This window comes from Streptomyces sp. NPDC001156 (assembly GCF_053598275.1).
The window spans coordinates 55,284-76,504 of the sequence record NZ_JBSFJX010000030.1; the positions used below are offsets into that span (position 1 = coordinate 55,284).

At 70.3% G+C, this 21,221-nt stretch carries 13 protein-coding genes, 4 tRNA genes, 1 other RNA gene and 2 pseudogenes; 6 read left to right on the forward strand and 14 right to left on the reverse strand.

What is annotated here, in order from left to right:
* Positions 1 to 77: 77 nt before the first annotated feature.
* The 6 genes from ACWDA7_RS17495 to purS form a co-directional block, all read right to left on the reverse strand.
* Positions 78 to 923 (reverse strand): META domain-containing protein, encoded by an 846-nt coding sequence (locus ACWDA7_RS17495; RefSeq protein ID WP_450605175.1) that lies wholly within the window; start codon positions 921 to 923, stop codon positions 78 to 80.
* A 26-nt stretch (positions 924 to 949) separates the two neighbouring features.
* Complete coding sequence (locus ACWDA7_RS17500) at positions 950 to 1,747, reverse strand: sterol carrier family protein (RefSeq protein WP_450605176.1); 798 nt, start codon at positions 1,745 to 1,747, stop codon at positions 950 to 952.
* 33 nt (positions 1,748 to 1,780) lie between these two features.
* Positions 1,781 to 1,975: a hypothetical protein gene (locus tag ACWDA7_RS17505; RefSeq protein WP_450605177.1), complete on the reverse strand. Its 195-nt coding sequence runs from the start codon at positions 1,973 to 1,975 to the stop codon at positions 1,781 to 1,783.
* Positions 1,976 to 2,512: 537 nt separating this feature from the next.
* Positions 2,513 to 4,771, reverse strand: coding sequence for a phosphoribosylformylglycinamidine synthase subunit PurL (purL, locus tag ACWDA7_RS17510; protein ID WP_450605178.1), 2,259 nt, complete (start codon positions 4,769 to 4,771; stop codon positions 2,513 to 2,515).
* Positions 4,768 to 5,448 carry a phosphoribosylformylglycinamidine synthase subunit PurQ gene (gene purQ / locus ACWDA7_RS17515; protein WP_361825631.1) on the reverse strand — a complete coding sequence of 227 codons (681 nt, stop codon included), beginning with the start codon at positions 5,446 to 5,448 and terminating at the stop codon, positions 4,768 to 4,770. Before purQ ends, purL begins: the two co-directional genes overlap by 4 nt.
* Positions 5,445 to 5,708 (reverse strand): phosphoribosylformylglycinamidine synthase subunit PurS, encoded by a 264-nt coding sequence (purS, locus tag ACWDA7_RS17520; protein WP_019982969.1) that lies wholly within the window; start codon positions 5,706 to 5,708, stop codon positions 5,445 to 5,447. Before purS ends, purQ begins: the two co-directional genes overlap by 4 nt.
* 361 nt (positions 5,709 to 6,069) lie before the next feature.
* On the opposite strand from purS, the gene ACWDA7_RS17525 reads away from it, so the two are divergent.
* From ACWDA7_RS17525 to ACWDA7_RS17545, 5 genes and pseudogenes are all read left to right on the forward strand, one after another.
* Entirely contained in the window at positions 6,070 to 6,387 is a 318-nt protein-coding gene (locus ACWDA7_RS17525) for a histone-like nucleoid-structuring protein Lsr2 (RefSeq protein ID WP_359397457.1), read from the forward strand.
* Positions 6,388 to 6,605: 218 nt separating this feature from the next.
* Positions 6,606 to 6,677, forward strand: a tRNA-Gly gene (locus ACWDA7_RS17530).
* 80 nt (positions 6,678 to 6,757) lie between these two features.
* Positions 6,758 to 6,833: transfer RNA gene (locus ACWDA7_RS17535), tRNA-Gly, on the forward strand.
* Between the two features lie 572 nt (positions 6,834 to 7,405).
* Positions 7,406 to 8,001: pseudogene (locus ACWDA7_RS17540) on the forward strand (response regulator transcription factor).
* Between the two features lie 23 nt (positions 8,002 to 8,024).
* Positions 8,025 to 8,100, forward strand: a tRNA-Gly gene (locus tag ACWDA7_RS17545).
* Between the two features lie 122 nt (positions 8,101 to 8,222).
* On the opposite strand, the gene ACWDA7_RS17550 is transcribed toward ACWDA7_RS17545, so the two are convergent.
* The 6 genes from ACWDA7_RS17550 to ffs form a co-directional block, all read right to left on the reverse strand.
* Positions 8,223 to 9,122 (reverse strand): phosphoribosylaminoimidazolesuccinocarboxamide synthase, encoded by a 900-nt coding sequence (locus ACWDA7_RS17550; protein WP_450605179.1) that lies wholly within the window; start codon positions 9,120 to 9,122, stop codon positions 8,223 to 8,225.
* Between the two features lie 86 nt (positions 9,123 to 9,208).
* Positions 9,209 to 10,708 (reverse strand): N,N-dimethylformamidase beta subunit family domain-containing protein, encoded by a 1,500-nt coding sequence (locus tag ACWDA7_RS17555; protein WP_450605180.1) that lies wholly within the window; start codon positions 10,706 to 10,708, stop codon positions 9,209 to 9,211.
* A gap of 467 nt (positions 10,709 to 11,175) precedes the next feature.
* Positions 11,176 to 13,359, reverse strand: coding sequence for a hypothetical protein (locus tag ACWDA7_RS17560; RefSeq protein ID WP_450605181.1), 2,184 nt, complete (start codon positions 13,357 to 13,359; stop codon positions 11,176 to 11,178).
* A gap of 431 nt (positions 13,360 to 13,790) precedes the next feature.
* Positions 13,791 to 15,047: a phosphoribosylamine--glycine ligase gene (gene purD, locus ACWDA7_RS17565; protein ID WP_450605182.1), complete on the reverse strand. Its 1,257-nt coding sequence runs from the start codon at positions 15,045 to 15,047 to the stop codon at positions 13,791 to 13,793.
* 135 nt (positions 15,048 to 15,182) lie between these two features.
* Positions 15,183 to 17,438 (reverse strand): DNA polymerase III subunit gamma and tau, encoded by a 2,256-nt coding sequence (locus ACWDA7_RS17570; protein WP_450605183.1) that lies wholly within the window; start codon positions 17,436 to 17,438, stop codon positions 15,183 to 15,185.
* 97 nt (positions 17,439 to 17,535) lie between these two features.
* Positions 17,536 to 17,632, reverse strand: an RNA gene (ffs, locus tag ACWDA7_RS17575) — signal recognition particle sRNA small type.
* A gap of 73 nt (positions 17,633 to 17,705) precedes the next feature.
* On the opposite strand from ffs, the gene ACWDA7_RS17580 reads away from it, so the two are divergent.
* Positions 17,706 to 17,790 (forward strand) — tRNA-Ser (locus ACWDA7_RS17580).
* Positions 17,791 to 17,882: 92 nt separating this feature from the next.
* On the opposite strand, the pseudogene ACWDA7_RS17585 reads toward ACWDA7_RS17580, so the two are convergent.
* A pseudogene (locus ACWDA7_RS17585) lies at positions 17,883 to 18,711 on the reverse strand (tyrosine-type recombinase/integrase); the annotation flags it as partial.
* A gap of 619 nt (positions 18,712 to 19,330) precedes the next feature.
* Positions 19,331 to 20,725, reverse strand: coding sequence for a hypothetical protein (locus tag ACWDA7_RS17590; RefSeq protein ID WP_450605184.1), 1,395 nt, complete (start codon positions 20,723 to 20,725; stop codon positions 19,331 to 19,333).
* Positions 20,726 to 21,221: the final 496 nt, after the last annotated feature.

Here is a 21,221-nt window from a genome sequence, read left to right on the forward strand (position 1 = left end):
GTGTAGGCGAGATCGTGCACTGGTCCGAATCCAGGCATCCGTGCCTCTCCGTCACGGGCCCGGTCGGAGGGGCCGCCTCACGACTGGGCGAGCGCGCTGACCCCCTTGCCGTTTTCGCTGGTCAGCGTGATGCTGCGGTGATCGATTCGATAGGTGAGCGGTCGGTCGAAGATCTTGGTCAGCGTGCTCTCGGTGTCCATGAGTGAGGCGTCGCACATCCTGCGGGTGGTCCTGGGGACGCCCAGCGTGAGGTGACCGTCGCGTACGGTCGCCTTCGCCGTGAACCGGTTGCAGCCGAGGCTGCCCGACGCCGTGCCGGCCTTCTCGTCGAGGGTGAACCAGGCCTTGCCCGTCGCCGCCGCGGGCAGCGAGGAGGCGGTGTCGCCGTCCACCAGGGACGTGACCTGCCACCTGGTGCCGGACAGGGACGCGTCGCTCTCCTTGGTGAGGCGCACGCGGTCGCCGTTCTCGGCGGTGAGCGTCAGCCGTCCCTCGTCTACCGCGGCGGTCAGCGCACCGCCCGCGAGCGTGTGGGAGAAGGCCGCCTCGAAGGCCATCGGGGCCTTGTCACAGGCCATGTCGGTGGACCGGGCCGAGCCGAAGTCGACGCGGTCGCCCCGGACGGTGGCGGAGGCGCCGAAGCTGTTGCACCCGTAGTTCCCGTGCGCCTGTCCGGAGTCGTCGATCTGCAGGTACGCGCCGACCGGGGCCTTCTGGGTGGCGTCGCCCGTGGTGAGGCTGTCGACGCGCCAGTGGATGCCGGTGACGGGCGGTTTGCCGTCCGGCGCCACGGAGCCGCTGCCGCTGCCCGAACCGGTGTCGGTACCGCAGGCCACCGCGAGCGGGAGCAGGGTCAGGACGGTGAGGGTCAGCCGGTGCTTGTCCATGGCGATGGGACGGCCGGGGTGCAGGGGCGGTTCCACGGCCGACCCCCTCCCAGGACGTCCCCTCACGCCATGAGGGGCAGCAGGTCGCTGAGGTCGGCCCGTTCACCGCTGGCCGCGACCCGCGCGTCGGCGCGGGCGGCGGCCCAGTCCGTGCGGCCGGTCGCCAGCCTGACCCAGGTCAGCGGGTCGGTCTCGACGACGTTGGGCGGGGTGCCGCGAGTGTGGCGCGGTCCTTCGATGCACTGCACGACGGCGTACGGCGGAACGCGCACCTCGGTCGAGGCGCCGGGCGCCTTGACGGCGAGCGCGTCGGCGAGCAGTCGGGTCGCGGCGGCGAGGGCCTGACGGTCGTACGGGATGTCGAGACCCGGGACCGCTGCGTTCAGGTCGTCGGTGTGGACGACGAGTTCGACGGTACGGGTGACGACGCAGTCGGCCAGCGGCATGGCGCCCGCGCTGGTGGCCAGCAGCCGGGTGCCGGGGTAGGCGTCGAGGCCGGCGGTGAAGTGCTGCTCCACGTCGGCAAGGAAGGCGTCCAGGTCGGGGCGCTGCTCGGCGAGCCGACGGGCATCCGCGGCGATGGCGGCCGAGTTCGCCGCGGTCGCGAACGGCCAGTCCAGTGCCGTGGCGTCCTGCCGCACCGGCTCGGGCCCGTCGAGGAGCCCGCCGACCCGGGCCAGTGCCGTTCCGATGTGCGCGACCAGTTCCCGCACGGTCCAGTCCCCTAGCCGGGTGGGAAGCGCCAACTGCTCGGACGTCAACGCCCCGACGGCCTGTCGTACGTTCCCGAACTGGGCGAGGACGGCGGTGCGGGTCTTGGCGGGGTCGTACGTCCGGGTGCGCTTCTTGGCCGGGGGCATAGGGGCGAGCCTATGCCTTCACCGCGTAGCCCATCAGGCCCTTTCGACCAGGTCGACGGGCTGACGGGTGGCGGCCGACGGCATCGGCGACTCGGCTGGGCCGTCCCCGACGACGATACGGCTGTGGTGCTCCTCGACCAGCGCGTTGCGGATGGCGCTCGGCATGTCGGCGGCGGCCAGAGTGGGCAGCGAGGTCTCGGTTGCCCCTTCCGAGCGCGAGGAACGCACGCTCCCTCAGGACCGGTGTCTCGATGACGATTCCGCGCACCGGACGGGCGAACGGCTCACCGTGCAGCCGACCGGCGGGTCGCCGGCTTCGGCCATTCCCAGGAACTGCCGGCGGACGTCCGTCCACCGCGGCCTCCCCGGCTCGCGCTCGCGCACAGCGCGGGCCGTGTCGCCGACATGCTCCGTCAAAGGAGAGAAGACCAGGTCCCGGCACCGCCGTTGTCTGGCTGCACGCTGGGCACAGGCCCGGGGACGCCATCGGCGCACCGGCGCGGCCGACGGCAGCGGCCCATGCCGACGGGATACGTGCCTCTCTTCCGCCGACGCGACGCAGGCCGCCTTCTGGCGCGGTGCCCGGTTGCTGGACCTCGTCACCCCGCCGCCCCTACGGCTCCCGAAGGCCCCCGCCCCGACGGCTCCCGAAGGCCCCCGCCCCGACGGCGATCCGGTCCCCGTCCGGGAGGCCGAGCCGGCCGCGGTAGGCCGAAGGCCCCGCCCGGCGGCCGGGCGGGGCCTTCACCGTCGTACGAACGGGGGCTACTTGAGGAGTGCCGGGATGGTTCCCTCGTGCGCCTCGCGCAGCTCCGCCAGGGACAGCTCGAACTCGCCCTGGAGCTCGACCGTGTCCCCGTCCACGACACCGACACGGGTCGCGGGCAGGCCGCGCGCGCCGCACATGTCGTTGAAGCGGACCTCCTCGGAGCGCGGCACCGCGACGATCGCACGGCCGGCCGACTCGGAGAAGAGGAAGGTGAACGCGTCGAGTCCGTCCGGCACGATCAGCCGCGCACCCTTGCCGCCGAGCAGCGCCGACTCGACCACGGCCTGAACGAGGCCGCCGTCGGACAGGTCGTGCGCGGAGTCGATCATGCCGTCGCGGGAGGCCGAGATGAGGATCTCGCCGAGCAGCCGCTCGCGCTCCAGGTCGACCTGCGGGGGCAGACCACCGAGGTGGTCGTGGACGACCTGCGACCAGGCCGAACCGCCGAACTCCTCACGGGTGTCGCCGAGGAGGTAGAGCAGCTGCCCCTCCTCCTGGAAGGCGACGGGCGTACGGCGTGCGACGTCGTCGATGACACCCAGCACGGCCACCACCGGCGTCGGGTGGATGGCCACCTCGCCGGTCTGGTTGTACAGGGAGACATTGCCGCCGGTCACCGGGGTGCCCAGCTGCTGACAGGCGTCCGCGAGCCCGCGCACGGCCTCCGCGAACTGCCACATCACGGCCGGGTCCTCGGGCGAGCCGAAGTTCAGGCAGTCGGAGACGGCCAGCGGCTTGGCCCCGGTGGTCGCCACATTGCGGTACGCCTCCGCGAGCGCGAGTTGCGCGCCCGCGTACGGGTCGAGCTTCGCGTACCGGCCGTTTCCGTCGGTGGCGATGGCGACGCCGAGCCCGGACGCCTCGTCGACGCGGATCATGCCGGAGTCCTCGGGCTGGGCGAGGACCGTGTTGCCCTGCACGAAGTGGTCGTACTGCGAGGTGATCCACTTCTTGGAGGCCTGGTTGGGCGACGACACCAGCCTCAGGACCTGGTCCTTCAGCTCCTCGGAGGTCTCCGGCCGCGGCAGCTTGTTCGCGTCGTCGGCCTGGAGGGCGTCCTGCCACTCCGGACGGGCGTAGGGGCGCTCGTACACCGGGCCCTCGTGCGCCACCGTCCGCGGGTCCACGTCGACGATCTTCTCGCCGTGCCAGTAGATCTCGAGGCGGTCCCCGTCGGTCACCTCACCGATGACGGTGGCGATGACGTCCCACTTGGCGCAGATCTCCAGGAAGCGGTCGACCTTCCCGGGCTCGACGACCGCGCACATGCGTTCCTGCGACTCGCTCATGAGGATCTCCTCCGGCGAGAGCGTCGAGTCGCGCAGCGGTACGTCGTCCAGGGTGACGTGCATGCCGCCGGAGCCGTTCGAGGCCAGCTCGGAGGTGGCGCAGGACAGGCCTGCCGCACCCAGGTCCTGGATGCCGACGACCAGCTTCTCCTTGAAGGCCTCCAGGGTGCACTCGATGAGCAGCTTCTCCTGGAAGGGGTCGCCGACCTGCACGGCGGGGCGCTTGGAGGGCTTGGCGTCGTCGAAGGTCTCCGAGGCGAGGATCGAGGCGCCGCCGATGCCGTCTCCGCCCGTGCGGGCGCCGTACAGGACGACCTTGTTGCCCGTGCCGGACGCCTTCGCGAGGTGGATGTCCTCGTGCCGCATCACGCCGATGGCACCGGCGTTGACCAGCGGGTTGCCCTGGTAGCAGGAGTCGAAGACGACCTCGCCGCCGATGTTGGGCAGGCCCAGGCAGTTGCCGTAGCCGCCGATGCCGGCGACGACACCCGGCAGCACACGCTTGGTGTCCGGATGGTCTGCCGCACCGAAGCGCAGCGGGTCGACGACGGCCACCGGCCGCGCGCCCATCGCGATGATGTCGCGCACGATGCCGCCGACACCCGTGGCCGCGCCCTGGTAGGGCTCGACGTACGAGGGGTGGTTGTGCGACTCGACCTTGAAGGTGACCGCGTAGCCCTGGCCGACGTCCACGACGCCGGCGTTCTCGCCGATGCCGACGAGCAGGGCGTCGGACTCGGGGGCCTTCTCGCCGAACTGGCGGAGGTGGACCTTCGAGGACTTGTACGAGCAGTGCTCGGACCACATGACCGAGTACATGGCGAGCTCGGCGCCGGTGGGGCGACGGCCCAGGATCTCGACGATCCGCTCGTACTCGTCCTTCTTCAGGCCGAGTTCGGCCCAGGGCAGCTCGACGTCGGGGGTCTCGGTCGCATGCTCGACCGTGTCCAGAGGCGTCCGGCTCATGCGCCCACCAGCTTCTTGAGGATCGAGGTGAAGAACGGGAGCCCGTCGGTACGACCAGTACCGATCAAGGACTCGACGGCGTGCTCCGGGTGCGGCATGAGGCCGACGACGTTTCCGGCCTCGTTGGTGATGCCGGCGATGTCCCGCAGGGAGCCGTTGGGGTTGAAGTCGAGGTACCGGAAGACGACCCGGCCCTCGGCCTCCAGCTTGTCCAGCGTGTACTCGTCGGCGACGTACCGGCCGTCCATGTTCTTCAGCGGGATGTGGATCTCCTGGCCGGACGCGAAGTCACTCGTCCAGGAGGTCTCCGCGTTCTCCACCCGCATCTTCTGGTCGCGGCAGATGAAGTGGAGGTGGTCGTTGCCGAGCATCGCGCCCGGAAGGAGATGGGCTTCAGTGAGGATCTGGAAACCGTTGCAGATGCCGAGGACCGGGAGCCCGTCCTTCGCCTGCTCGATGACGGTCTCCATCACCGGGGAGAAGCGGGAGATGGCACCGGCGCGCAGATAGTCGCCGTACGAGAAACCGCCCGGAAGGACCACCGCGTCGACCTGCTTGAGGTCCTTGTCCTTGTGCCAGAGGGCGACGGGTTCCGCGCCCGCGAGACGGATCGCGCGTTGCGTGTCCCGGTCGTCCAGGCTGCCCGGGAAAGTGACGACGCCAATACGAGCGGTCACTTCGCAGCCTCCGCGACTTCCTCCACCTTGACGGTGAAGTCCTCGATCACGGTGTTGGCGAGGAAGGATTCCGCAAGATCATGGATGCGGGCCAGCGCGGCGTCGTCGACCGGACCGTCCACTTCGAGTTCGAATCGCTTTCCCTGACGTACGTCGGAGATGCCTTCGAAACCGAGCCGCGGCAGTGCGCGCTGCACCGCCTGGCCCTGGGGGTCGAGGATCTCCGGCTTGAGCATGACGTCGACTACGACGCGTGCCACTGGCACTCCCGGTGTGTGGTGCTGAGCAGGTTCCTTCAGACTACCTGCACAAAATTTCTACTCGCGTAGATTCGTAGCATCCTACGTGACCCTCATCACGATCCCGCATCGGCATGGGGCCCCTGCACGGAAAATCCTCGGAAAACCCGCAGAAGAGCGGTGACAGACATTGCACGCGGACACGCGGAGGTATTCAGTCGGTCTTCACAATGCAATGCCGGGCACTGTACAAAGGAATTGGCAATAGCCGATACTTTGCCCAATTACTGCCGGACAGTCGACATCTCCCCGACATCTGCCGGACGTCTGTGCACGTCATGGTCTGTGATCGCGGAGGTGCCGCACGAAGGGACCGATATTCGTGGCGCAGCGTGTCGTGGTCACTCTCTTTGACGACATCGACGGCTCAGAAGCGGCGGAAACGATCGTCTTCGGACTGGACGGCAAGTCGTACGAGATCGACCTCAATCAAGCCAATGCCAAGAAACTGCGTAAGGTGCTGGCACCCTACGTCGAGGCCGGTCGCAAGAAGGCGAAGTCCGGGAAGGCCTACACGCACACGGCGTTGACGCCGGACCCGGCCGCCGTCCGCGCCTGGGCGCGCTCCAACAAGATGGAGGTCCCGCCGCGCGGCCGCATCCCGAAGAAGGTCTACGAGGCGTTCGCAGAGGCGCACTGACGCACTCGCCGCTCCGGCCGGGCACGGGCCGGAGCGGCCCCGCGCGTTCGCCGGAGCCGCTCACCCCTGCGTCCCGCACGCGCCTGCCTCCCGCACCCACCGTGCGAAGGCCCCATCGGACCCGGCGTCCAATCGACTTGCGTTTCACCCCTGGTGATCAGCTAGAGTCTGGGACACGCCGAGGGGCAAGGCCGGAAAGCAGGGCCCCGAGGAGCCATGCGGGTGTAGTTCAGTAGCAGAACACCCCCTTTCCAAGGGGGAGGCGCAGTGTGCAATCCCTGTCACCCGCTCTACGGCATCGGTCCGAGCATCCTTGTGGATCAGGTAGGCTGGTGCTCGCACCGATCGGTGAAAGCCGGTCGGGAGCAATGCGGACGTAGCTCAGTTGGTAGAGCGCAACCTTGCCAAGGTTGAGGTCGCGAGTTCGAGCCTCGTCGTCCGCTCCAAAAAGAAAGGCTCCGGTCGATCGACCGGGGCCTTTCTCGTATGCGCCCGCCGGGTCCGTCGGCCTCTGACATGCGTCGTGCGGAGTGATGAGCGGGATCACCTTCTCGGTGGCCGGCGCCGAGCTCTTCGCATTCCTCGGGGCCGACGGCACGGGCAAGACATCCAGCCATCCACGGCCGAACTGCTGGAGGGCCTCGCACCCCACACCGGCCGCGCGGTGCGGATTCTGGGACGCGATCCATACGAGGAGAGGCGGCCGTCCGCCCCGGGACCGGCGTGCTGCTCGAGGAGGACGACTTCTCCTCCGAGCCGGCGGTCGCCGACCGAAAGCCGCCGGTACACCTGGAATTGGTGAGGTGCAGCGGTTCGCCCACGAGTCGCAGCGAGAGGCTGAGCGGTGCGCGGCTACCGCGAGGCCGACCTCGAACGCCGAACTCGCGGGGGCCCGGGGCGCGCTGACGGCTGTGGGCGGACCCAGGGTGCGGAGCATGCTCCGGCCCACCACCGAGGTGCGCCTGCCTTCGGCTCCCTCGTCGTCGTCCGCTTGCCGCACTGTGAGTGAGGTCACTTCATGACATCCCCACGAGCGGTCCGGCGGCGAACGCCTCGTACGGGCAGCACGCCGCTCGCCCTGGAGGACGATCTCGTGGTCGTCGCACAAGCCGCGCCCAGGCCCGAGGCGCGCGACAGCACGGGCACACTGCCCCCACGTGGCCGTCCTGGATCTTCGGATGCCCGGGACGGACGGTGTGAGGGTCGCCACATCGCTGCGGGCCGAGGTCCCGGGGGCCAGGCACTGATCGTCCACGGCCACGGACGGCCCGGGCAGCTGAAACGGGCGCTGCGGGCGGGTGTGCGCGGACTCGTCCCGAAGACCGTTCGCGCCCAGCGGCTCGCGGAGATCATCCGTACGGTGCACGCGGGAAACCGCTGCGTGGACCCCGAGTTGGCCGCCGACGCGATCTCGGTCCGGGGCTCGCCGCTGTCCGCGTGGGAGTCCGAGGTGCTCGAATTCGCCGCCGACAGCACGTCGGTGGCAGAGATCGTGGAACGGGCCGCCCTGCGGCCGGGGACGTGCGGAACCATCTGTCGTCGGCCGTCTCGAAGCTCGGCGTCGAGAACCGTCATGCGGCGGTGCGTCTCGCAGGCGAACGAGGTTGGGTATAGTTGCTCTCGCGCAAGCGCGCAGTGCGGACGTAGCTCAGTTGGTAGAGCGCAACCTTGCCAAGGTTGAGGTCGCGAGTTCGAGCCTCGTCGTCCGCTCCAGAAAAAAGCCCCCGGCCCAGGCCGGGGGCTTTTTCGTGGGCGTCCGGATCCGGGAGACAGGCGCTCCGGGGCCGGGAACAGACGTGCTCCGGGGGCCCGGCGGGTCGCCGGGCCCCGCTCGGTCAGGACCAGGCGACGCCCGTCAGGCGCTCGTACGCCTCCGTGTACTTCGCCCGGGTCGCCTCCACGATCTCCTGCGGCAGCGGCGGCGGAGGCTCCTCGCTCGTGCGGTCCCAGCCGGAGGCGGGGGACGTGAGCCAGTCCCGTACGAACTGCTTGTCGAAGGAGAGCTGGGACCGGCCCGGCTCCCACCGGTCGGCCGGCCAGAAGCGCGAGGAGTCCGGAGTGAGGACCTCGTCGGCCAGGACGAGCGTGTCCCCGTCATAACCGAACTCGAACTTGGTGTCCGCGAGGATGATCCCGCGGTCACGGGCGATGCCGCGGGCGCGGCCATAGACGGCGAGGGTCGTCTGCCGCAGGTTGGCGGCGGTCTCGGCACCGACCTGGCGGGCGACCTCCTCGTAGGAGACGTTCTCGTCGTGGTCGCCGACCGCTGCCTTGGTCGCGGGCGTGAAGATCGGCGCGGGCAGCTCCGAGCCGTCGACGAGGCCCTCCGGGAGGGCGAGGCCGCAGACGGTACGGGACTCGTTGTACTCGGCGAGGCCCGAACCGGTGAGGTAGCCCCGGGCCACGCACTCCACCGGGATCATCTGCAGGGACTTGCAGACGAGGGTGCGGCCGGCCCAGTCGGCGGGAGCGCCGTGCGGCAGTTCGGTGCTCAGGACATGGCTCGGGGCCAGATCGGCGAGTTTGTCGAACCACCAGAGCGAGAGCTGGGTGAGGATCCTGCCCTTGTCCGGGATCACGGTCGGCAGCACCCAGTCGTATGCGGACGTACGGTCACTGGCGACCATCACGAGGTCGCCCGCCTCGTTCTGGTACAGATCGCGCACCTTGCCGGTGTGCAGATGCACCAGACCCGGCACCTGGACGGGCTCGGGCTTTTCGACGAATCCGGACACGGTTCCTCCCCGTGGTTCTCTCCAATTGGCTCGATTCTCCCGTATGCGGATGGCGAACCGGTGCCGGGGGCCGGTATGGGGTGCAGTCAGTCCCGTTTGCAGATGCGGTCGAGGAGGTTCGCCGTCGCCTGCTGGATGCGGGCGTCCACGTGGCCGGGGCGGTCCAGCGCCGGGGACCAGGCGAACGTTCCGGACGCGAAGACCAGGGAGCCGGAGGGGGCGCGGTACAGAGAGGTCTCCTGGTGGCGCAGCGCACCGTCGCTGTCCGGGTAGGGGGAGTGGGCGAGCAGGATGCGGCCCTGGTGGTCGGGCAGCGGCGCGCGCGGGAAGTAGCGGTCGGCCTCCCCGGCCACCATCCCCGACAGTTCGGCCCCCTCCTCCGCGCCGGTCGCCTCCCACAGCCAGTGGTCGGCGTTGCGCACGACGAGGGGGTGCGGCTCGGGCACCCGGCCCGCGTACTGGATGCCGATCATCTCCTGCTCGGGGCGGTCGATCTCCCGCCACAGAGCGGGCTTTCCGGGACCTCGGCGCTTGCGGCAGGTGAGCAGGCGGTCGGCGACGCCGGACGGGGACGGACCCAACTCCACTTGCCAGTACATGGTGTTGGCGGAGAGGAAAACGACCGAGGTGCCGGTCTCCCGGGCGAGTTCCACGGTGCGGCGCATCTGCGGCGACCAGTACTCGTCATGGCCGGGGAAGACGAGGCCGCGGTAACGGGTGGGGTCGATGCGTCCGGCGTGCAGATCGCGCGCGTCGGCGTAGGAGAGGTCGTAGTGGTAGCGCTCGGCCCAGCGGATGAAGTCGTACGCGTGACCCACGTGCAGCGGGAGACCCGCGCCCGCGTAGGGGCGGTCGAAGGAGACCGTGGTGGCGGCTTCGGCCTCGCCCAGCAACCGGCCGTTCTCGTCCCAGGCGTGGTAGAGGCTGGCACCGGTGCGGCCGTCCTCCGGGTAGAGGTTGTACGCCTGCCAGGTGATGTCCGGGAGCAGCAGGAGAAGGTCCGCCGGGCGGCTGTCGCGCACGGTGAAGGGCACGTGGGAGCGGTAGCCGTCGACGGTGGTGAGGACGGCGACGTACGCGCCGATGCTCCAGTAGGACGGGATCTGCATCCGCCAGGACAGCCACCAGTGGTGGCAGGAGACCGTGCGGTCGGCGGTCAGCGGGGGCGGCTGGACGATGCCGGAGAGCCTGGGGCTGGTGGTGATCTTGGACGCCCCGTCACCGCCGTAGTGCCCGATCCGGTACACGTCGACGGCGAACTCCTGGGGTGGGTCCACCGTGATGTGGAAGTCGATGGCTTCGCCCGGCGCCACCGCGCCGCTGGAGGTGAAGCCCTTGATCTGGCGGTGTACGTCGTCGGCGGAGCGCGGGCCGCCGGTGCGGGGCGCCGGAATCCGCGCCCCTTTGTGGCCCTGGGACGGGACCTGGGCGGGGGCCGCTTCCACGTACCAGGGGACCACGTGGCCCGTGTCGTCGAAGTACGTCTCACTTCCCCGGAGCCAGGGGACGGGGCCCTGGCCGAAAGGATCCGTCACGGCATGTGCGAGAGCGCCCGACTCCCAGCGGCGGATGTGCTCCGACCCCATGCGATGTCCCCTCCCTCGTCCCCCGTGAGCCGTCGTAAGCCCTTGCGTAGTACCCGATCGGTCCCAGCACATCACATTACGCACGCACTCCGTCACCGTTCGTCGCGAATTGACGTGAACGGAATGGGATTCTCCGGCCATGGGTCGGGGTTGCCGGTACGTGACGGGAGGTGTCTCCGCAGGTGGGAAGGGGTGAGGGACGGGCGGCGGTAGGTGGGACGAAGGTGGGGAGCGGCCTCGTGGGGCATGGGACGGCGGGGTTTGCAGGGGCTGAGGGAAGGGGGAGGGAGGGCTGATTGCGGGGGAATGGTCGCTGCGCCGGCGCTTGCCGCGACGTGGTGGTGGCGGGTTGAGCGCCACAGGACGAGCGGTCGTACGAGGCCTGGGGTGGCGGGTGGCGAGTGGCGGGCTGTGGGCCCCGGTGCTGCCCCCCGTCGGGTATCGCGGGGTCCGGGCCGTCCGGGCCCTCAGACCAACCGGACCGGCTTCTCGGGGCGTATGCCCAGGTGAAGGAGCCAGGCACGGAGAGGAACCGGGTCGCCCTCCCGGACGAGAGTGAGGACCCGGGGGGTCAGATCGGCCGCCCGCTCACCCCTGACCAGCAGGGACGGGCCGTCCAGCCAGTCGAGCCCCGGTGCCGCGCCGGCGGTGTCCATCGCGGCGCAGCAGACCATCGCGGTGACGTGGTCGACAAGGAGTTCGCGACCGGTGCGGGGTGGCTGGAGCGGGAACAGCGGGAGCAACGCGTCGTCCCACAACGTACGGTCCGGCCCTGTGGGCTGCCCAGTGCCACCACCGCCCGGTGCCGCCTCGGGGACCGCCTCCTCCCGTGCCATCGCGGCGCTGAGCCCGGCGACGAGGGCGGCGGTCCGCACGCTGCCGACCACACCGTCCTCCTCGTCGGTGACGGGTGTGCCGGTGAGGGGTGCGTTGACTGAGGCTTCCGCGACACAGTCGGCAGTGGCCTCTGCGCTCGGCCCGCTCTGATCGTGCGGAACCGGCCCTTCGCCGTCGTCGAGGACATTCTCGCCGGTGGCGCTCTCAACGCGGGGCGCGTGGACAGCGGAGTCGGCGGAGGCCGCCGCCCGGCGCGGACCCCTGCCGCCGTCGGCAACCTGCTCGTCGCCGTCCCGGAGGATCTCTTCGGCCGGGGCACCCTCGACACGGGGCGCACCGGAGCCGATGGCGGCCTCCCGACGCGTGCCGCCGCCCTCGTCGGCGGGTGGCTCCCCGCCGTCCCGGAGGGACTCTCCGGCGGGGGCACCGCCGGTGGGCGCGGCGTCCATGACAGCGCTTTCGCTCTCGGCGCTTCCGCTCTCGTCCGTCGCCGCGGCTGCACGACATGCGCCGTCCTGGACCGTCAGGTACTCCAGCACCCGCTCCAGCGTGGGGCCGTCCGCGCGGGGCGCGGCCGGGTGCACGGTGTGGCGGACGCCCAGGGCGTCGAGAACGCGGTGAAGGCGGGCCGCGTCCGTGCGCCACTTGCGGTCCACGACCTCGTCCGGGTACTCCTGCCAGCCCACGGGGGCCCAGCCAGGGCCCGGCGCCGCCGGGCCTCCGTGGAAGAGGCGGGCCGCCAGCAGCGACGCGGCCTCGTCCACCGCTCCGGGCTCCTCCAGCAGGTCGCAGGCCGGCCTCTCGCCCAGCCGGGAGGCGAACCCCTCGGCCAGCCGGTCCCGGCGTGAGAGCTCCGTGAGCGCCGCCACCACCCCCGCGTCCAGACGGGACGGCCAGCGGCCCATCCGCCAGGCCGGCAGCGCGACCCGGGTCAGCAGCCGGTCCCAGCCGGCGTAGGCGAGACCCACCTGCTCCTGGGCGACGATCCGCAGACCGTAGTCCACGGCCTGTGCACGCTCTGCCGCGGCCGCCGCCACCCCCCGCTCCATCTCCTCCGCATGTCCCCGGCAGCTCCGCAGCAACAGCCGGGCCACCCAGCCGACCCCGCCGAGCACCACGCGGACGAGCCGGCCGCGCTCCGGGGTGGAGGTCACGGCCACGGCGGCGTCCAGCCCTCGGACGAAGCGTCGCGCCGCAGCTATGTCCGGGTGCGCCGACGGCCCCGTACCGGCGACGACCGGGGCGAGCACCGCGCGCAGTTCGCCGACCCGCATCCACCACAGGAACGGTGAGCCGATGACGAGCACGGGCGCGGTCGGGACCCGCTGGTGTCGAGGGGCCGCCAGACCACGTATGCCTCGGACGCCGGATATGTCGTCCCCCGGCCGCGCCGGAGGGCCATGGGCGGGGTGGGTGCGGTCCTCGAGCCAGCTGTCGCAGTCCGGAGTGAGCGCTATCGCGGACGGGGCGGGGACGTCGAGGCGGTCGGCCAGGTCGCGAACCATCCGGTACAGGTCGGGGGCCGCGGCCTCCGTGATCGGGACCGTCGGGCTCACGGCCGGGCGGGCGCGGGCGACGACCAGGGCGATACCCGCGGCAGCGAGTAGGGTCGCCACGGCGATGCCGATGACGATCCAGCGCACGATCCCCCAGTGCGCACCGGTGATGTGGCCGGTGGAGCGACCGGCCAGGAGCACGACGGCCACGGCGGCGGGCAGCAGAGCGACGGCCAGCGCCCTGCTGCGGATCCGCAGCACGGCAAGGGCCCGAGAGCGCGCAGCCTGCGCGCCCACCTCCACACCCATCCCGGTCACGACCGGACGTCACCCCCTCTGTCCCACCTCTGTGCCGCGTCCCGCCTCTGATCCACGCGCCATGCGCCGCGAGGGTCCCCGTCACAGAGACCGTCGCCGGATGCCCGTGCGTTGCTCACTCCCCCACTGTGGCACCCGTCACTGACATCGCAATGCCGGTGGGCCAAGTGCCGGAACGCTTGCGCCGCACCCTAGTTGGGGCTCCGTCCCTCGTCAGCCGGATGGGTCACCGCTCACTCGATGGAATGGCTTTGGGGAAAGCTGGATGACGCAGGGCAAGGACCAGGCCCCGAATTGCACACCGTCGCGCAGCACTGGGCATCGGGCCCGACACAGGTCCGGATCCCTTCCCCTGCACGCCGAGGGCCCCGCATCCTCAGACGGATTCGGGGCCCTCAGGGTTCATCGCCGGGCCGAATCAGGGCCCGGCGTCAGCTCTGCTGCTCCGCTGCCTTCGCCGCGATGTCCGTGCGGTGCTGGGAGCCCTCGAGTCCAATACGGTCCACCGCCGTGTAGGCCCGGCGGCGCGCCTCGGCGAGGTCGGCGCCGGTCGCCGTGACCGACAGCACGCGGCCGCCCGCGCTCACCACCGCGTCCTCCTCGAGCCTGGTGCCGGCGTGCAGGACGTACGCGTGCGGGGCGTCCTGGGCCGCGACCTCCGCGAGCCCGGTGATCGGGTCGCCGGTGCGCGGGGTGGCCGGGTAGTTCTGAGAGGCCACGACCACGGTGACAGCCGCGTCCTCGCTCCAGCGCAGGGGCTCGATGTCGGCGAGCCTGCCGTTCGCCGCGGCCAGCAGCACGCCCGCGAGCGGTGTCTTCAGCCGGGCGAGCACGACCTGAGTCTCCGGGTCGCCGAAACGGGCGTTGAACTCGATGACCCGCACTCCGCGCGAGGTGATCGCAAGACCCGCGTACAGCAGGCCGGAGAAGGGAGTGCCGCGGTGGCGCATCTCGTCGACGGTCGGCTGCAGAACGGTCTGCACGACCTCTTCGACCAGCTTCGGGTCGGCCCAGGGGAGCGGCGAGTACGCGCCCATGCCGCCGGTGTTGGGTCCCTCGTCGTTGTCCAGGGCGCGCTTGAAGTCCTGGGCGGGCTGGAGCGGGACGACCGTCTCACCGTCGGTGACGGCGAACAGGGACACCTCGGGGCCGTCGAGGAACTCCTCGATGACGACCCGCTCGCAGTGGGCCGCGTGCTCCTTCGCGGCGTCCAGGTCGGCGGTGACGACGACGCCCTTACCGGCCGCGAGGCCGTCGTCCTTCACGACGTACGGGGCACCGAAGGCGTCGAGCGCCTCCTCGACCTCGTCGGCGTCCGTACAGACGTAGGACCGCGCGGTGGGTACGCCTGCGGCCGCCATCACGTCCTTGGCGAAGGCCTTGGAGCCCTCCAGCTGCGCCGCCTCCTTGGAGGGGCCGAAGACGGGGATGCCCGCCTCGCGCACCGCGTCGGCGACACCCGCCACGAGCGGCGCCTCCGGACCGATGACGACCAGCCCGACGCCGAGCTCGGCGGCCAGCGCCACCACGGCGCCTCCGTCGAGGGCATCGACCTGGTGCAACTGGGCCACCTCGGCGATGCCGGCGTTGCCCGGGGCGCAGTGCAGCCCGGTGACGTCGGGGTCGAGGGAGAGGGAACGGCACAGGGCGTGTTCGCGGGCGCCGCTACCGATGACGAGGACCTTCACGGGGTCAGCCTAACCGGCGGGGACGGGTGGCTTTGTGGGGGCCGCCGAAGGAGGACGGGGCACGGGGTTGTCGTTTCCTCCAAGGCGTCACGCGGCCCGACGGGTCCATCCGTCACCACATACCCGTTCCGGGCATTACTCGTTCGAGAACTCCTCCATCACCGTGGCCCCCAGTTCCCGGACGATCAGTTCGTGGCCCGAGAGGGCCGACTCCTCGAGGTCGGGGTCGTCGTCCTCCGGCATGTCGTCCTCGGGGGCCACCACGCGCCGCTCGGGGGCGGCCGGCGCGGACGGAGCCGGGGCGGGGGCCGGCGAGGGAGGCGCGGCGGGGGTAGCCGGTGCCGCCGGACGCGCCGCCGGAGCGGACTGGTGAGGCGCGGGACGCACTGCGGCGGGGGCGCCACCGCCGTAGCCACCGCCTCCCCCGGCCTGGAAACCGCCGCCGCTCGCGACGGCCGGCGGTGCCGAACCGCCCGAGGGGTCGACGATCGCCTCGATCTTCCACTGCACGTTGAACTGCTCGGCCAGACACTGCCTCAGAACGTCCTCGCTGCCGCTGCTGAGGAAGTTGTCCCGGGCGCCCGCGTTCACGAAGCCGAGTTGCAGTGTCGTCCCGTCGAAGCCGGCCACCTGGGCGTTCTGGCTCAGCAGGATCCAGGTGAAGCGTCGGCGGTTCTTCACCGCCTCCAGAACGTTCGGCCAGAGCATGCGCGGGTCGAGCCCGCCGGACGCCGGTGCGGCAGCCGACGCCGCGGCGGCTGCCGGAGCACCTGCGGCGGAGGCGGCCGGCAGCGCGGACGCGGCGGCGGGCTGCCCCCCGCCCGCGGAGGCCGCCGTGGGCCAGCCGCCGGGTCGTCGCCCGCCACCTGCGGGCGCGGCGGTCGGCCACGCACCGGGAGCGTTGGGTGCAGAGGGGGCGGAAGGGGCGGAAGGCTGCGGCTGAGCGGCCACGGGGGCGGGTGGCGCGGAGGACGCGGTCTCCTGGGGCGCGGGCGGCGGTCCGGACACCGGCATCGCGCCGCCGTCCTGAGAGCCCGGCCCTCCGGCGTTCTGTACACCTGGAGTCGGGGCAGGCCCGGTCCCACCGGCTCGTACCGCGGCACGGGCGGCCGCCGGGCCGCCGGGCGTAGCGGGTGCCGCACCCTGCGGCACCGGCCCCCCGGCCATCCCACCGTGCACCTCGGGCCCAGGCACGTATCCCATGGCGGGCGCCCCGCCAAAGCCGGAGAAGTTGACGCCCCGCTCCAGACGGTCCAGTCGCGCCATGACGGACCGATCGTCGCCGTACGCGGCGGGCAGCAGTACCCGGGCGCAGATCAACTCGAGCTGCAGCCGGGGCGAGGTAGCCCCGCGCATCTCGGTCAGTCCCTCATTGACGAGGTCGGCGGCGCGGCTGAGCTCCGCCGGGCCGAAGACGCCCGCCTGGGCCTGCATGCGCTCCAGTACGTCGGCCGGGGCGTCGATGAGCCCCTTCTCGGTGGCGTCGGGCACGGCGGCCAGGATCACCAGGTCCCGCAGCCGCTCCAGCAGATCGGCGACGAACCGCCGTGGGTCGTTGCCCCCCTCGATGACCCGGTCCACGACCTCGAAGGCGGCGGCCCCGTCCCCGGACGCGAAGGCCTCCACGACGGAGTCGAGGAGCGACCCCTCGGTGTATCCGAGCAGCGAGGTGGCCATGGCATACGTCACACCGTCGGCGCCCGCACCTGCCAGCAGCTGGTCCATGACGGACATGGAGTCACGCACGGACCCGGCACCCGCGCGCACGACGAGCGGCAGGACCCCGTCCTCGACGGGGATGTCCTCCTTCCGGCACACCTCGGCGAGGTAGTCCCGCAGCGTCCCCGGCGGAACGAGCCGGAAGGGATAGTGATGGGTGCGCGACCGGATGGTCCCGATGACCTTCTCGGGTTCGGTGGTCGCGAAGATGAACTTGAGGTGCTCGGGCGGCTCCTCGACGACCTTGAGGAGCGCGTTGAAGCCGGCCGACGTGACCATGTGGGCCTCGTCGATGATGTAGATCTTGTAACGACTGCTCGCAGGCCCGAAGAAGGCCTTCTCGCGAAGGTCACGGGCGTCGTCCACACCACCGTGCGACGCGGCGTCGATCTCGATGACGTCGATCGACCCCGGACCGTTCCTTGCCAGGTCGCGGCAGGACTGGCACTCGCCGCACGGCGTCGGGGTCGGACCCTTCTCGCAGTTCAGGCATCGGGCCAGGATCCGGGCGCTGGTCGTCTTCCCGCAGCCTCGCGGCCCGCTGAACAGGTACGCGTGATTGACCCGGTTGTTCCGAAGCGCCTGCTGCAACGGGTCGGTGACATGCTCCTGCCCGATGACCTCGGCGAAGGACTCCGGGCGATAGCGGCGGTACAGCGCGAGAGACGACACGCATACGAGGTTATAGGCGCCCAGTGACAAAGCGGCTGCCCGCGCCGCTCCTCCGACCGCTCCGCCGGGGGCCCGCGCCGGCGTACTTCCCCATGACGCAGAGGACCCCCCACGCACCCGCCAGAGCCAACCTACCCTTGCTGCCTTCCGGCCCTGGGGGAGTTCAGTCAGATAGCGCCGCGTGAGGGGCTGAGCCCAAGCCTACCTGATCGCAGGGGGCCCGAACGAGTTCGCTAGCACTCCCCGGCGTCATGTAATGTTTCCGGCGGAGGATTCGCCTAGAGGCCTAGGGCGCACGCTTGGAAAGCGTGTTGGGGGCAACCCCTCACGAGTTCGAATCTCGTATCCTCCGCAGCCGCCCACCAGGGCGAACGAAAGGCCCCGACCTGACCGGTCGGGGCCTTCGTCATGTCGTGGTCTCATTTTTGGTCTCACATTCGACCCGGGCGAGCCCCACAGCTTCTCGGCAACCTGGTCCGCGACCTTCCGGAGCATGGGACCGGTCACGTGCGTACAGCGAGCCCGCATCCGCGCGGCGCCGCCCGGCTCCCAGCCCATGATCGCGTCCACGATCACATCCGGGACACCGAGCAGGAGGAGCACGGTGGCCGCCGTGTGGCGAGCGTCATGAAGGCGCCCGTCCCCCACGCCCGCGTCGTGAAGCAGCCGCTTCCACACGTGGTAGTCGGTGTTCGGGCTCAGAGGTCCGCCGGTGGGTAAGGCGAAGACATAGCCCTTGTTCTCCCAGTCGGCTCCGGCCTCCGCTCGCTGTTGGTCCTGCTCTCTGATGCTTGCGGAGCAGCTTGATCAGCGGGTTCAGGCAGGCCGATCGTGCGGCGGCCGGAGCGTGACTTCGTGCTCTTGTGCTCGCGCCGGATCTGCTCGCGCTTCGGGCAGTAGCCAGGTTTCCTGCCGCACGACTCGTCGCCACAACCGTGCTGGTACCTGGGCCGGAGCCGATTCCCCGGATGCGGAGGTACCCGGCGTCCAGGTCCACGTCCTCGCACTGGAGCGCAAGTGCTTCCCTCTGACGGAGCTCGAGTGCGAGGGCCACAACCCACCGCGCGCTGTTACGGAGCTTGGATGCCTCCAGGAGCAGGCTCTGCACCTCCTCGATGGAGTGCAGCTCTTCCTCCTCGAGTCGAGGAGCCCGGGCGATCTCGGCGACGTTCCGGGAGACATGCCCGCGCCGCCTGGCTTCGGCGAGCGCCACACGCACGGTGCGGTGCGCATGATGGGCCGTCCCGGCCTTGCTGCCCTCGCGCTGCATCTTGGCTTCATGAGCGAAGCCGTATTTTCAGGACCGGTTGCGTGACATCAGTAGGTGACATCAACAGAGGCGTACAACCGCGCACGGTGGCTCGCCCGTAATCGGTGGACGAGCCGACAGATCCGAGCAGCGAGCGGTTTGTGATGGTGCTGCGTGCGCCTACGGATCAGAGGGTCGTAACCTGGGCCGACGGTGAGGTCATCCGCACGATAAAGGCCGCGAGTCGGGGTGCGACAAGGGCTGGCTGCCTTACCGTCTCGTGAGCCGTTGGCGTACGCCAACTCGTGCGCCAACAGCAGCGCACATCCATGGCCAACCCCGCTGTCGCGCGACCCGTGTGATCGGCCCGCTCGCCGCCAGGACACGGCCTGAAAATTGGACGGTCGCTGCGGTCCAGCCATCGCCCTGGCGACGTGGTGTGGGCCATGTGTGGGCCAGGACAAGGACAATCTGTCTTCTGCCAGGCGTTGACGCAGGTCATAGGCTGAATCGATTCCGATGGCCACGAGCTCTTGAAAACCGTCCTGGAGCGAGCCACCGTGGGTTCAAATCCCACGCCGACCGCAGATGAAGGCCCCTGACCAGGTGCATTGATCAGAGGCCATCTCGTTTGACCTAGTCGTCAATCGACGAAGAAGTAGTAGTCGTAGGGCGCTAGTTGGATCCCGTCCTTGGTGGTTGCGTAGACCTCCAGGTCGCAGAAGCCACTCTCGCGCGGCGTCCAGTCGATCTGGGCCGCGCCCTGGCCGCCGGCCTTGACCGTGGCGCTCGGGCCCCAGTTGAAGGAGTAGGTGTAGCTCGCGACGCCCTTCACCTTCGGCGTGAGGGTGAAGGTGCCGGGGACGCCCACACCACCACTCGTCCCGTTCTCGGCGTAGACGTTCGAGCTCACGGTGGGCGTGGTGTCGACGTACCCGGTGCTCCACCAGTACGCGTCGCTGGACCAGCCATCCGCGCTCTTACTGGACACGAGGAAGAACGTTCCATACGGGTTGTTCAACGGGAGCGTCACCTCAGCGGTGCCGTTCGACGACGCCTTGACCTCGGTGGTCTGCTGGCCCTGGTCACCGAAGGTCTCCACGGAGTAGCTGACGACGGGGCTCACCGCTTGCACGCCGGGGTTGGGCTTGAGCTTGAACGGCGTCGGTTTGTCGAATTGCGGCGATGGGACGAGCGAGGTGACCGTGGGCGCCGTCGACTTGACGAAGAACGTGTAGCTTGTCACCGCGGACCTGTTGTAGGCCCGGTCCAGGGTCGCCACCCACAGGGTCATCGGGCCCGAGCCGGTCGGTGGGACCAGGCTCACCGTGGCGGAACCGCCGAGGGTGTCGGCTCGCGCGAAGTGTTTCGGGTCTGAGTACGGGTCCACGAACTGCGGAATCCCGTAACTGCCGATGTTCGCGATGCCGGCGACGGGGAGGTCTGGCTGCCAGGAGTACTCGAAGCCAGCGACGTCGCTGACACCGTTGGCACCGAAGGTGAACTGAACCGGCGCTCCACCCTGGTTGAACTCGCCCTGCGGGTAGTTCGGCGAGGAGACGGTCGGCGTGTTCGACGGACGGGTGTTGTCGACGGTGACGTAGCACGGAGCCGACCAGTCCGAGGCCGTGCCTCCAGCCGCCGTCTGGGCCTGCCAGGCGTAGGTCTGCCCGTCGGCGAAGGCAGCGGCCGGCAGGGTGGCCGTCGCCTCGAATCCGAGGGTGGCGTAGTTGCGGGAGACCACTGTTGTCTGGGTCGGGTCGCTGACCGGCCAGACCCGGAACTCCTCGGTGACGAAGGCGTTGTCAGCGGCGTCGGTGTCCCCAGGTATGCCCTCGACGTCCAAGCCGCTGCTGGCCCAGAGATATGTGGGCTTGCTCGCGTCGGTCGAGCAGCTCTGGTACTCGTTGAATAGCTCGGTGGGCGTCGTGGGCGTCCCGCTCGCCGCGACGGCGGGCGATGCGGCGACCAGCGCCAGAGCAAAAACTCCTAGAGAAGCAAGGGCAGCACTCAATCGTGCCCCCAAGGGCTTGCTCAAGTGAATCCCTCCCGAAAGATGCCCGAGTACGGTGCCTGATGAGCACGGGTTTACGGGCGCGAAGCGGATCATAGAGCGTGTTCCAACCGGGCTGCGCATGGGTTGAGTTCGTAGCCTCGAGCTCCCGGTACGCGGCGGTGTTACGCCTGCTTGTCCTCGGCGAGGACGGCTGAACTCGCGCACCCCCTCCGGACCAGCGAACTACCGGCCGCCGGGGACCAAACGGGGGCCATTGGCCGGGCCCTCTCTGGGCCCTCCGAGCAGTACCAACGACGACAGACGACGACCAACAACGAACCTCCGGCCGCACGTCAGTTGAGGTGCGCGGTCCTCCGACCAGGGACGAAGAACGGGCCCGCCAGACCAAGGGTAAGAAGACGCCAACCGAGGCCGGCAACCGTGTGCCCCCGTACGCGTCGCCCGGACGAGCACGGGGGCACCGTCATGCCCTGCTGATGTCAGCCCCGGGAGGCCTTGCGACGCCGCAGCACCAGGT